Annotated in this window: 10 protein-coding genes, 1 tRNA gene and 1 pseudogene; 11 read left to right on the forward strand and 1 reads right to left on the reverse strand. The window is 65.6% G+C overall.

The genetic code is table 11. The annotated features are described in order from the left end of the window. Positions 1–327 precede the first annotated feature (327 nt). The 10 genes from CR103_RS19415 (at position 328) to CR103_RS19460 (ending at position 11,693) form a co-directional block, all read left to right on the forward strand. A complete protein-coding gene (locus tag CR103_RS19415) occupies positions 328–786 on the forward strand; it encodes a YchJ family protein (RefSeq protein ID WP_370659467.1) in 459 nt (152 codons plus the stop codon). Positions 787–822: 36 nt separating this feature from the next. After that, positions 823–2,445 (forward strand): carboxyl transferase domain-containing protein, encoded by a 1,623-nt coding sequence (locus CR103_RS19420; RefSeq protein ID WP_099917577.1) that lies wholly within the window; start codon positions 823–825, stop codon positions 2,443–2,445. An 11-nt stretch (positions 2,446–2,456) separates the two neighbouring features. Continuing rightward, complete coding sequence (locus CR103_RS19425) at positions 2,457–3,242, forward strand: enoyl-CoA hydratase/isomerase family protein (protein ID WP_099917578.1); 786 nt, start codon at positions 2,457–2,459, stop codon at positions 3,240–3,242. Next, positions 3,230–4,597 (forward strand): adenosylmethionine--8-amino-7-oxononanoate transaminase, encoded by a 1,368-nt coding sequence (locus CR103_RS19430; RefSeq protein WP_229443658.1) that lies wholly within the window; start codon positions 3,230–3,232, stop codon positions 4,595–4,597. Before CR103_RS19425 ends, CR103_RS19430 begins: the two co-directional genes overlap by 13 nt. Next, positions 4,597–5,778 carry an 8-amino-7-oxononanoate synthase gene (bioF, locus tag CR103_RS19435; RefSeq protein ID WP_099917580.1) on the forward strand — a complete coding sequence of 394 codons (1,182 nt, stop codon included), beginning with the start codon at positions 4,597–4,599 and terminating at the stop codon, positions 5,776–5,778. Before CR103_RS19430 ends, bioF begins: the two co-directional genes overlap by 1 nt. A 1-nt stretch (position 5,779) precedes the next feature. Then, the gene (gene bioD / locus CR103_RS19440) at positions 5,780–6,604 is read left to right on the forward strand and encodes a dethiobiotin synthase (RefSeq protein ID WP_370659466.1); all 825 of its coding nucleotides are present in this window, start codon (positions 5,780–5,782) and stop codon (positions 6,602–6,604) included. A 30-nt stretch (positions 6,605–6,634) separates the two neighbouring features. Then, positions 6,635–7,660 (forward strand): biotin synthase BioB, encoded by a 1,026-nt coding sequence (bioB, locus tag CR103_RS19445; protein ID WP_099917581.1) that lies wholly within the window; start codon positions 6,635–6,637, stop codon positions 7,658–7,660. Between the two features lie 67 nt (positions 7,661–7,727). After that, positions 7,728–9,773: an acetyl/propionyl/methylcrotonyl-CoA carboxylase subunit alpha gene (locus tag CR103_RS19450; RefSeq protein WP_099917582.1), complete on the forward strand. Its 2,046-nt coding sequence runs from the start codon at positions 7,728–7,730 to the stop codon at positions 9,771–9,773. 29 nt (positions 9,774–9,802) lie between these two features. Next, positions 9,803–10,756: a 2-hydroxyacid dehydrogenase gene (locus CR103_RS19455; RefSeq protein WP_099917583.1), complete on the forward strand. Its 954-nt coding sequence runs from the start codon at positions 9,803–9,805 to the stop codon at positions 10,754–10,756. 1 nt (position 10,757) lies between these two features. Beyond that, positions 10,758–11,693: a hydroxymethylglutaryl-CoA lyase gene (locus CR103_RS19460; protein ID WP_099917584.1), complete on the forward strand. Its 936-nt coding sequence runs from the start codon at positions 10,758–10,760 to the stop codon at positions 11,691–11,693. A gap of 57 nt (positions 11,694–11,750) precedes the next feature. Here CR103_RS19460 and CR103_RS19465 read toward each other — a convergent pair. Continuing rightward, positions 11,751–11,827 (reverse strand) — tRNA-Pro (locus tag CR103_RS19465). A gap of 149 nt (positions 11,828–11,976) precedes the next feature. Between CR103_RS19465 and CR103_RS22250 the strand changes: the two are divergent. Continuing rightward, positions 11,977–12,262 (forward strand): annotated as a pseudogene (locus tag CR103_RS22250) (hypothetical protein); the annotation flags it as partial.

Below are 12,262 nucleotides of genomic sequence, written 5' to 3' on the forward strand. Positions count from 1 at the left end.
CCCCAAAGACACGACGTGCTGTCCGATCTTCACTTTTGCAACCTGGCCTCCAGCTGAGAAAAGGGCGGCGTCGCGAAACGCTCGGATATCTGCCATATCAAGGCGCGCGAAGCGCTAACGGACGTTGCCCATACAGTTACAATGCTTGCCCAGACTTAAGATACCAGCGAATCGCTGATTTTCGCTGTGTAGAATTCTCTAAACCTCGCGCGTTGTCGACTACAACGATGTTGTCGCCCTTCACGCCGTTGGTCGGGACAACGATCGATGCCTACGACGCCAGCCGAAATGGCGGATAATGCCGCTTCTGCCAGCAGTGCATCCGACGTGAATCCGACCATGCCACCATCCTCCAAGCCGGCCGCCTGTCCCTGCGGCGGCGCCGCCTTTGCCGCCTGCTGCGGCCCTTACCTTGCCGGCGACGCGGTCGCGCCCTCGGCCGATCTGCTGATGCGTTCGCGCTATAGCGCCTACGTGCTGCGCATCGAGGCCTACCTGCGCGCCACCTGGCATCCGGGTACGCTGCCGGCAGGGCCGATTATCGACCCGGATGAAAAGTTGCAATGGCTCGGACTTGAGGTAAAATCTGCTTTACGTTTACGTCAACGTAAAGCAGACTTACCGGAATCACCAGAGCGCGACACCGTAGAATTTGTCGCCCGTTACAAGCTCGCTGGCCGCGCCCACCGCCTGCACGAAGTGAGCCGGTTCGTGCGCGAAGGCGCGGGTGACGGTAAGGGCGAGATCGCGCGCTGGTTTTATCTGGACGGCAGCTTCCCCGAGTAAGCAAGTAAAAACCCGCACAGGAAAAGAAGGACAGAAATGCCTTACATCGACAGCAAGCTCAATCCCCGCAGCGACGATTTCAAGGCCAACGCGGCCGCCATGCAGTTGGTGGTCGACGACCTGCGCGCCAAGGTCACGGCAGTTGCGCAGGGCGGCGGCGCGGTGGCGTCGGCCAGGCACGTCGCGCGCGGCAAGCTGCTGCCGCGTGAGCGGGTGGAGAATCTGCTCGACCCGGGCACGCCCTTTCTCGAACTGTCGCAACTGGCGGCCTACGGCATGTATCAGGACGCCAATGGGGTCGATGCCGCGCCGGCCGCCGGCATCATCACCGGCATCGGCCGCGTCGCGGGCCAGGAATGCGTGATCGTTTGCAACGACGCCACCGTCAAGGGCGGCACTTATTACCCGATAACAGTTAAAAAGCATCTGCGCGCTCAAGAGATTGCCGACCAGAACAACCTGCCCTGCATCTACCTGGTCGATTCGGGCGGCGCCAACCTGCCGAACCAGGACGACGTTTTTCCTGATCGCGACCACTTCGGCCGCATCTTCTTCAACCAGGCCAACTTGTCGGCCAAGGGCATCCCGCAGATCGCCGTCGTGATGGGTTCCTGCACCGCCGGTGGCGCCTACGTGCCCGCCATGAGCGACGAGTCGATCATCGTCAAGGACCAGGGTACGATTTTCCTCGGCGGCCCGCCTTTGGTGAAAGCGGCCACCGGTGAAGTGGTGAGCGCCGAAGAGTTGGGTGGCGGCGACGTCCACACCCGCCTGTCGGGCGTCGTCGACCATCTGGCGCAAAACGATTTGCATGCGCTGTCGCTGGCGCGCACCATCGTGTCGAATTTGAACCGCAGCAAGCCGCGCTCGATGTCCTTGCGCGAATCGGCGGAACCGAAGTATCCGGCCAAGGAGCTGTACGGCGTCATTCCCGTCGACACCCGCAAACCGTTCGACGTACGCGAAGTGATCGCCCGCGTGGTCGACGCCAGCGAGTTCGACGAGTTCAAATCGCGCTACGGCACCACCCTGATCTGCGGCTTCGCCCATATCTTTGGGATACAAGTGGGCATCATCGCCAACAACGGCATCCTGTTCTCGGAGTCGGCGTTAAAAGGCACCCACTTCATCGAGCTGTGCTGCCAGCGCAAGATCCCGCTTGTTTTTTTACAGAACATCACCGGCTTCATGGTCGGGCGCAAATATGAAAACGAAGGCATCGCCAGGAACGGCGCCAAGATGGTGACCGCCGTGGCCACCGCCGCCGTGCCGAAGTTTACGGTGATTATCGGCGGCAGTTTCGGCGCCGGCAATTACGGCATGTGCGGACGCGCGTTCTCGCCACGCTTCCTCTGGATGTGGCCGAACGCGCGCATCTCGGTGATGGGCGGCGACCAGGCCGCATCGGTGCTGGCCACCGTCAAGCGCGACGGCATCGAGAACAAGGGCGGCACCTGGAGCGTGGAGGAAGAAGCCGCGTTCAAGCAGCCGATCAAGGACCAGTACGAGCAGCAGGGCCATCCCTATTACGCCACCGCGCGGCTGTGGGACGATGGCGTGATCGACCCGCAAGACACCCGCATGGTGCTGGGCCTAGGCATATCGGCCGCGTTGAACGCCGACATCGGCGAAACGAAATTCGGCGTATTCCGGATGTAAGGAGAACAGCGATGAACTGGCAGTCAATCGACATCACCATGCACGAGCGCGTGGCCACCGTCACGCTCGACCGACCCGACGTGCGCAACGCGTTTAATCAAGCGACCATTGCCGAGCTGGCACTGGCGTTCGACGAACTCGGGCGCGACGAAGACGTGCGCGCCATCGTCCTGGCGGCGAACGGCAGCGCGTTTTGCGCCGGCGCCGACCTTCACTGGATGAAGACAATGGCCGGCTACTCGGATGCCGAGAACCTGGCCGACGCCACCAGGCTGGCCGACATGCTGCGCACGATCTACCTGTGCCCCAAGCCGGTAGTAGCCAAAGTGCAGGGCGACTGCTACGCCGGCGGCATGGGCCTGGTCGCCGCCTGCGACATCACGGTCGTGGCCGACGGCGCCAATTTTTGCTTGAGCGAAGTCAGACTCGGCCTGATCCCGGCCACCATTTCGCCGTACGTGATCAAGGCGATGGGAGAAAACGCTGCGCGCCGCTACTTCCTCACCGCCGAACGGTTTTCGGCACGCGAGGCGCACCGCATCGGCTTCGTCCATGACGTGGTGGCGCCGGACGCCCTCGACGCGGGCGTCGCCGCCATCGTCAAGGCGCTCGTTGCCAACGGCCCCAACGCGGTGCGGGAGGCCAAGATGCTGGTGCGCGAGATGGCCGGCCGGCCACTCGACGCCGCTCTGCTGGCCGACAGCGCCGCGCGCATCGCCGCCATCCGCGCCTCGACAGAAGGGCGCGAAGGCGTCGCTTCCTTCCTCGAGAAACGCCAGCCTTCATGGATGGACTGATGGAAGCGACCACCGCATCGGCCACTACGGCCGCCGACTGGGCCGCCCGCAGCCTGAAAAGCGTCTGGCATCCGTGTACCCAGATGCAGCAGCATGAAACGGTGCCGCTGATCCCGGTCAGCCATGGCCGCGGCGCCTGGCTGTACGACCATGACGGCAAGCGCTACCTCGACGCCATCAGTTCGTGGTGGGTCAACCTGTTCGGCCACGCCAACGGGCGCATCAACGCCGAACTGAAGGACCAGCTCGACAAGCTGGAACACGCGATGCTGGCCGGTTTCACGCACGAGCCGGTGATCCGCCTGTCGGAGCAGCTGTCGAACATGACCGGCAATGTGCTGGGTCACGCCTTCTACGCCTCCGACGGCGCCTCGGCGGTCGAAATCGCCCTTAAGATGAGCTTTCACGCCTGGCGCAACGCCGGCCTCACCGCCAAGCAGGAATTCGTCTGCGTGCAGGGCAGCTACCACGGCGAAACCATTGGTGCGCTGGCCGTCACCGACGTCGCGCTGTTCAAGGACGCCTACGGCCCGCTGCTGCGCGCGGCCCGCGTGGTGGCCTCGCCCGACCAGCGTAACGCGCTGCAAGGCGAAACGGCGCAGGACGCCGCGCGGCGCGCCGCCGCCGACATCGAAGCGCTGTTCGCCGAGCGCGCCGGCCATATCGCCGCCATCATCGTCGAGCCGCTGGTGCAATGCGCGACCGGCATGGCGATGCACGACCCGCTGTACCTGACCTTGGTGCGCGAACTGTGCGACCGCTACCAGGTACACATGATCGCCGACGAGATCGCGGTCGGTTGCGGGCGCACCGGCACCTTCTTCGCCTGCGAGCAGGCCGCCATCTGGCCCGATTTCCTGTGCCTGTCGAAGGGCATCAGCGGCGGCTACCTGCCGCTGTCGCTGGTGCTCACCCGCGACGACATCTACCAGGCTTTTTATAGTCATGACGTCACGCGCGGCTTCCTGCACTCGCACTCGTACACCGGCAATCCGCTGGCCTGCCGCGCCGCCCTGGCGACGCTGGCGATCTTCCGCGACGACGACGTGCTGAACGCTAACCGTCTGCGCGCCGCGCGCTTGAGTGCGGCCTTGGGCCCGCTGGCGGCGGACGAACGCGTGCGCAACTATCGCCAGCGCGGCATGATCTGGGCGTTCGACGCCATCGAACCGGATCCGGCGCGCGCCGCCGCCTTTTCGCGCCGGTTTTTTACCGCCGCGCTCGACAACGAACTGCTGCTGCGCCCGATCGGCAACACGGTCTACCTGATGCCACCGTATATTTTGAGCGACGACGAAACCGACCTGCTGGCCGCGCGCACCCGCAAGGTATTCGACCAAGTGATGGCCGCCTGATGAACCTGATCGCCCATCTCGAAGGCCAGCTGCGCGAACTCGACGAGCGCAGCCTGACGCGCCGGCGCCGCGTGGCAGGCACGCCGTGTGCGCCACGCCTGGTAGTCGACGGCCGCCCGCTGCTGGCCTTCTGCAGTAACGACTACCTTGGCCTGGCCGCGCATCCGGCGCTGGTGGCCGCACTGGCCGAAGGCGCGCAGCTGTATGGCGCCGGCAGCGGCGGCTCGCACCTGATCAGCGGCCACAGCCGCGCCCACGAACTGCTCGAAGAGCGCCTCGCCGAATTTTTAAGCCCGCACCTCGACAACGCCCGCGCGCTGACTTTTTCTACCGGCTACATGGCCAACCTGGCGATGTTGACCGCCCTCGGGCTTGATTCCGGTGCCGAGATTTTTTCCGAACAGCTCAACCACGCCTCGCTGATCGACGGCGCCCGGCTGGCGCGCGCGCGCGTGCATCTGTATCCGCACGCCGACCTGGCCGCGCTCGAAGCGCTGCTTGTCGCCAGCAGCGCCCAATCAAAACTGGTCGTCACCGACAGCGTCTTCAGCATGGACGGCGACATCGCGCCGCTGCCGCAATTGCTGGCCTTGTGCGAACGCCACGGTGCCTGGCTGATCGTCGACGACGCCCACGGCTTCGGCACGCTGGGCGCGAACGGCCGCGGCGCGCTCGAGCATTTTAATCTGCGCTCGCCCAACCTGGTCTACATGGGCACCCTGGGCAAGGCGGCGGGTGTGGCCGGCGCCTTCGTTGCCGCCCACGCCAGCGTGATCGAGCTGATCATCCAGCGCGCCCGTCCCTACATCTACACCACCGCCGCGCCGCCGGCGCTGGCCCATGCGCTGCTGGCCAGCCTGGACATCATTGGCGGCGCCGAAGGAGCGGCGCGGCGCGCCCACCTGGGCGCGCTGATCGAACAGTTCGGCCAGGACCTGCGGCTGGACCGCTGGCAGCATCCGGCGCCCTGCACCGCGATCCAGCCGATCATTATCGGCGCCAACGACGAAGCGCTGCGCGTCAGCGCCGGCCTGTACCGCCAGGGCCTGTGGGTGCCGGCGATCCGCCCGCCGACGGTGGCCCCAGGCACCGCGCGCTTGCGCGTGACCTTGTGTGCAGCGCACACCCATGAAGACGTCGCGCAGCTGATCGCTGCGCTCAACCTGCTGGAAAGGATGTGAGATGAGCCTCAACGATCCGACCGTCCCGGTGATCGACACCGTAGCCGACACCATGCTTGACACCGCCGCCGCAGCAACATCGGTGCTGGCGCCTGAACCGATGACGCAAGCCATTGGCGGCCTGCCGTGGCGCTTCAGCTGTTTTATCACCGGCACCGACACCGAAATCGGCAAGACGCTGGTGTCGTCGGCGATCCTGCACAAGCTGGTGGCCGGCGGCGTGCGCGCCTGCGGCATGAAACCGGTCGCCGCCGGCGCCGAGATGCGCGACGGCGAACTGCACAACGACGACGCCGACCAGCTGATCGCCGCCGGCAACGTGCACCTGCCGCGCAATATCACCACGCCTTACATGCTGCGCGTGGCGGCGGCACCGCACATTGCCGCAGCTTTGGATGGCGTGACGATCGAGTCGGTGCCGATCCTGGCCGCCTACGCCGAAATCGCCGCCGCCTCGGACGCGGTCGTGGTCGAAGGCGTGGGCGGCTTTCGCGTGCCGTTATCGAGCGAGTTCGACTCCGCCGACCTGGCCGCGCAACTGAACCTGCCGGTGGTGCTGGTAGTCGGCCTGCGACTCGGCTGCATCAGCCACAGCCTGCTGACGGTTGAAGCGATCATCGCGCGCAACCTGGTGCTGGCCGGCTGGGTGGCGAACGAAGTCGATCCCGACATGGCGTACGTCGACGAGAATATCGAAGCACTGACGCTGCGTATCCCGGCCCCGCTGATCGGCCGCGTGCCGTTCATGGACCAGCCGACCGCCGCCAAGGCAGCCGCCTACATCACTCTCGCCGGGCTGCCTGGATGGCCGCCCGCCCGGGATTGATCCAACACACAATTTTGTAGAAGGAAGTACATGTCCCAACTATCTTTTCACCCGCCCGCCGCCGCCATCACCTTGCCGGAAGCGGCCACCTGGCCGCTGGCCGACGTGCTGGCGCTGTTCGACCTGCCGTTCAACGATCTGATGTTCCAGGCGCAGAGCGCGCACCGCGCCAACTTCCCGGCCGGCGACGTCGAACTGGCGACCCTGTTGTCGATCAAGACCGGCGGCTGCGAAGAAGATTGCGGCTACTGCCCGCAGGCGGCGCGCTACGACACCGGCGTCGAGGCCAAAAAACTGCTCGGCATCGACACCGTGCTCGACGCCGCGCGCCAGGCCAAGGCCAACGGCGCTACTCGCTTCTGCATGGGCGCGGCGTGGCGCAGCCCGAAAGAGCGCGACATGGAAAAGGTCGAAGAGATGGTGCGCGAAGTAAAGGCGCTTGGCCTGGAGACCTGCGCCACCCTCGGCATGCTCGAGGCAGGCCAGGCCGACCGGCTCAAAAATGCCGGCCTCGATTACTACAACCACAACCTCGACACCGCGCCCGAGTTCTACAGCAACGTGATTTCGACCCGCGAATACCAGGACCGGCTCGACACGCTCGGACGGGTGCGCGGCGCCGGCCTGAAGGTATGCTGCGGCGGCATCGTCGGCATGGGCGAGTCGCGCCAGCAACGCGCCGGCCTGATCGCTCAGCTGGCCAACCTCAATCCCTACCCGGAATCGGTGCCGGTCAACCACCTGGTGCAGGTCGAAGGCACGCCGCTGCACGGACTCGATCCGCTCGACCCGTTCGAATTCGTGCGCACCATCGCAGTGGCCCGCATCACCATGCCGAAGGCGCGCGTGCGCTTGTCGGCCGGCCGGCGCCAGATGGGCGAAGCGGTGCAGGCGATGTGTTTCCTGGCCGGCGCCAACTCGATTTTTTACGGCGACAAGCTGCTCACGACCGACAATCCGGAAGCCTCCGACGACCGTGCGCTGCTGGAAAAACTCGGCTTGGTCACGCGCGCGTCGACGCTCGACTCGGCGCCGAAGGCAAGCTGCGGCGGTTGACGGCGTCACGCCGTTCGCTTCGCCTTTAATTTGCAACCAATCAACCACCGCTTCGGAACTTAAGCCAATGTTCAACAAAATCCTCATCGCCAACCGCGGCGAAATCGCCTGCCGCGTGGCCGCCACGGCGCGCCGCATGGGCATCCAGACCGTCGCGGTGTATTCGGAGGTGGACGCTGGCGCCAGGCACGTGGCGGTGTGCGATGAAGCGGTGCTGATCGGCGCAGCCAGCGCCAAGGAAAGCTACCTGTGCGGCGACAAGATCATCGCGGTGGCGCTGGCCACCGGCGCGCAGGCGGTGCACCCCGGTTACGGCTTCCTGTCCGAAAACGCCGATTTCGCCGACGCCTGCGCGCAGGCCGGCCTGGTGTTCATCGGACCGCCGGCGTCAAGCATGCGGGCGATGGGGTCGAAGTCGGCGGCCAAGACGCTGATGGAGCACGCCGACGTGCCGCTGGTGCCGGGCTACCATGGCGAGCGCCAGGATCCCGAGTTCTTGCAGGCGCAAGCCGACCGTATCGGCTATCCGGTGCTGTTAAAAGCGTCCGCCGGCGGCGGCGGCAAGGGCATGCGCGTAATCGAAAAGTCGCAAGACTTCAAGGCCGCGCTGGCATCGTGCAAGCGAGAAGCAATCAGCTCGTTCGGCGACGACAAGGTGCTGGCCGAAAAATACCTGACGCGCCCGCGCCACATCGAAATCCAGGTGTTTGCCGACACCCACGGCAACTGCGTCTACTTGCACGAGCGCGACTGCTCGGTGCAGCGGCGCCACCAGAAGGTGCTGGAAGAAGCGCCGGCGCCAGGCATGCCGCCAGAACGCCGCGCCGCCATGGGCGAGGCCGCGGTGGCCGCTGCCAAGGCGGTGGGTTACGTCGGCGCCGGCACCGTCGAATTCATCGCCAACCAGGACGGCTCGTTCTATTTCATGGAGATGAACACCCGCCTGCAGGTCGAGCATCCGGTCACCGAAATGATCACCGGTACCGACCTGGTCGAGTGGCAGCTGAGGATCGCCTTTGGCGAGCCGCTGCCGAAAGCGCAACACGAACTGGCGATCCACGGCCACGCGATCGAGGCGCGCATCTACGCCGAAAATCCCGAAAAAGGTTTTCTGCCGTCGATCGGCCGGCTGCGCCACATGGCGACCCCAAGCGCCGTCGCGTTCGAGCTGGGCGTCACCTCGAACGGCAACCCGGCACCGGTGCGGATCGACTCGGGCGTACGCGAAGGCGACGCCATTTCGCCGTTCTACGACCCGATGATCGCCAAGCTGATCGTCTGGGGCGCGAACCGCACCGAGGCGCTGGCGCGCATGTCGCAGGCCTTGGCCGAGTTCCAGATCGTCGGCCTGGCCACCAACATCGGCTTCCTCAAGCGCCTGGTGGAAGGCGACGCGTTCGCCAAAGCCGACCTCGACACCGGCCTGATCGAGCGCAATGCCGACACCCTGTTCCCGCCGCCAAAGGCTGCGCCGGTCGGCGCGCTGGCGTTGGCGGCGATGGCGCTGATCGAGGCGGAAAAGGAGGCCTCAAACGCAGTATCGGCCAACCCTGCCGACCCTTTCGGCAACGCGCTCGGCTGGCGCCTGAACGGCGCCTACCGCCGCGTGCTCTCGTTCGCCGACGATTACAGCGCCGCCACCGAACAGAAGCACTACCAGGTCGGCCTGACGTACCACGCCGGCGGCTGGCACCTCGACATGGGTGGCATCGCGGCCGACATGTCCCTCACCGCCCGCAACGGTGTCGATCTGTCGATCCGGCTGGGCGAGGCGTCGATGCATGGTGCGGTGCGGCGCGACGGCGACACCTTCCACGTCTTCACCGGCGGGCGTCATTTCACGCTGCTCTACAATGATCCGATGGCGCATGCCGGCGAAGCAGAAGCGGTCGGCGGACGCCTGACCGCGCCGATGCCGGGCAAGGTGGTGGCGGTGCTGGCCGCAAAAGGCCAGCAGGTTAAAAAAGGCGATCCGCTGGTGATCATGGAAGCGATGAAAATGGAGCACACGATCGCCGCCCCTGGCGACGGCGTGGTCGAAGAGATTTTGTATGAAGTAGGCGACCAGGTGGCCGACGGCGCACCGCTGCTGGCGTTTGCGGCGGCATCATAAAATAGAATTTAAAAAAACGGGAGACAGCCATGCGAATCCTGCTGTACCGCGCCGACGGCCAGGTTGAACCCTGGGTGACCGATTTTGCCGCCGTGCTGCCGCGTGCCGAGGTGGTGGTATGGCAGGATGGAGAACCCGAAGCGGCGTGCGATTACGCCGTGCTGTGGGCGCCGCCGGCCGCGCTGCTGGGCCAGCTGGCGCAGCCGGCCCAGTTAAATGCGACGCCGCTAAAAGCGATCTTCCTGACCGGCGCCGGCGTCGACGCCATCCTCAAGTTCGGCGATGCCTTGCCAAGCGTGCCGATCATCCGCTTAGGCGACGCCGGCATGGCGGTGCAGATGGCCGAATACGTCGCCCATGCGGTGCTGCGCTACTTCCGCCGTTTCGACGAGTACGAGCGGCAGGCCCGGGGCGGCGTGTGGGCGCCGCTGGCGCCGCGCGACAAGCGTGACTTCACCATCGGCGTGTTCGGCATGGGCGTGCTGGGCAGCCGCGTGCTGGCGGCGCTTGGCCACTTTGGCTTTCCGCTGCGCGGCTGGAGCCGCACCCACAAACAGGTCGATGGCGTCGACTGCTATGCCGGCATTGAGTCGCTCGGCGAGTTTTTGGCCGGCACGCGGGTGCTGGTGTGCATGCTGCCGCTTACGCCGGAAACAAGCAACCTACTCGACCGCGCGCGCCTGGCGCAGCTGCCGCGCGGCGCCTACCTGATCAACGTGGCGCGCGGCGCCCACCTGGCCGAGCCGGACCTGCTCGCCTCGATTCGCTCAGGCCACCTGGCCGGCGCCACGCTCGACGTGTTTAGAAACGAGCCGCTGCCGGCGCCGCATCCGTTCTGGGACGAGCCGCGCATCGCCATTACGCCGCATATCTCGGCGCTCACTGTCCGGCACGACAGCGTGCGCCAGATCGCCGGAAAAATCGCAGCACTGGAAAACGGCGAGCCGGTCGCGGACGTCGTCGATCGCATCAAGGGATATTGACATGAATACGCTAGCGAATTTGCCCAACAAGGTGAAAATTGTCGAAGTGGGTCCGCGCGACGGCCTGCAGAACGAGAAGCAATCGGTGTCGGCGGCAGTCAAGGTGGCACTGGTAGACCGCCTGTCGCGCGCGGGATTTCTCAACATCGAGGCGGCGTCGTTCGTGTCGCCGAAATGGGTGCCGCAAATGGCCACCAGCGTTGATGTGATGGCGCAGATCGCGCGCCGCCCTGGCACCATCTATTCGGCGTTGACGCCGAACATGCAGGGCTTCGAGGCCGCGCTGGCGTCGCGCGCTGACGAAGTGGTGATCTTCGGCTCGGCCTCCGAGGCTTTCTCGCAAAAGAACATCAACTGCTCGATCGCCGAGTCGATCGCGCGCTTCGCGCCGGTGGCGCAAGCGGCGAAGGAACACGGCCTGCGCCTGCGCGCCAGCATCAGCTGCGCGTTCGGCTGCCCGTACCAGGGCGACGTGCCTTTGGCCGCCGTGGCAGATGTGGTGGGCCGCATGCGCGACCTGGGCTGCGACGAAATCGACATCGCCGACACCATCGGCGTGGCGACGGCGCGCCAGACGCAGGCGGTGATGCTGCGCGCGGCAAGCGAGTTTCGCATCGAGGCGATTGCCGGCCACTTCCACGACACCTACGGCCAGGCGCTGGCGAACATCTATGCCAGCCTGGAAGTGGGCGTGTCGATTTTCCACTCGTCGGTATCGGGCCTGGGCGGCTGTCCGTACGCCAAGGGCGCGACCGGCAACGTCGCCACCGAGGATGTGCTGTACCTGATGCAAGGCCTCGGCATCGAGACCGGGATCGACCTCGACATGGTGGTCGATGCCGGCCAGTTCATCGCCCGGCAGCTCGGCCGCAACGGCGCCAGCCGGGCCGGCAATGCGCTGGCGGCAAAGTGCGCCGACGTTGCGGCGCCCGGATAAAACAGGGCGGAAATGACAAAGCCGACGAGGTTAATCGTCGGCTTTGTCATTTAATACTGGTCGGAGTACAAGGATTCGAACCTTGGACCCCCTGGTCCCAAACCAGGTGCGCTACCGGACTGCGCCACACTCCGAGGAGCAGAACTATAACGGCTGGAATCGCGGCGGTCAAGGGTTCGGCAAATATTAGTGAACATTCCGGTTATTAGTGAACATTCCGGTTCGACGCTTGTCAGCTTATTAAGGTATGCGAACATGAGTCACCAACATTTTTTCGGAATACGTGAATCCAACCTCTTCGCTTGAGCCAGTCATTGCCAGCCCACGGCCGTCACGCCTGATCGCCGGGCTGGCCTTGTCGCTGGCGCTGCACGCCGCGCTGCTATTGGCCTGGCGCCAGGACAGGATCGCGCCACAGCCGGCACAGGCCGCCCGCACATCGATCGCCGTTCGGCTGGTTCCGCCGCCACCGAAGGCCGAGCCGGCGCCGCCGCGCCCATCTGCCACCAAGCCGGCGCCCGCCGCCGGGCCGAGGCGGCGGGCGCCGAACGTCATCGCGCTGCCGCCGG

Origin of the sequence: Massilia psychrophila (genome assembly GCF_002760665.1) — a bacterium.
GTDB lineage: Bacteria > Pseudomonadota > Gammaproteobacteria > Burkholderiales > Burkholderiaceae_D > JAFCUW01.

Bases quoted from the DNA above. Each gene is read 5' to 3' on its own strand.
- CR103_RS19420 (WP_099917577.1), top strand. From the start codon at position 823: ATGCCTTACATCGACAGCAAGCTCAATCCCCGCAGCGACGATTTCAAG.
- CR103_RS19425 (WP_099917578.1), top strand. From the start codon at position 2,457: ATGAACTGGCAGTCAATCGACATCACCATGCACGAGCGCGTGGCCACC.
- CR103_RS19430 (WP_229443658.1), top strand. From the start codon at position 3,230: ATGGATGGACTGATGGAAGCGACCACCGCATCGGCCACTACGGCCGCC.
- bioF (WP_099917580.1), top strand. From the start codon at position 4,597: ATGAACCTGATCGCCCATCTCGAAGGCCAGCTGCGCGAACTCGACGAG.
- bioD (WP_370659466.1), top strand. From the start codon at position 5,780: ATGAGCCTCAACGATCCGACCGTCCCGGTGATCGACACCGTAGCCGAC.
- bioB (WP_099917581.1), top strand. From the start codon at position 6,635: ATGTCCCAACTATCTTTTCACCCGCCCGCCGCCGCCATCACCTTGCCG.
- CR103_RS19450 (WP_099917582.1), top strand. From the start codon at position 7,728: ATGTTCAACAAAATCCTCATCGCCAACCGCGGCGAAATCGCCTGCCGC.
- CR103_RS19455 (WP_099917583.1), top strand. From the start codon at position 9,803: ATGCGAATCCTGCTGTACCGCGCCGACGGCCAGGTTGAACCCTGGGTG.
- CR103_RS19460 (WP_099917584.1), top strand. From the start codon at position 10,758: ATGAATACGCTAGCGAATTTGCCCAACAAGGTGAAAATTGTCGAAGTG.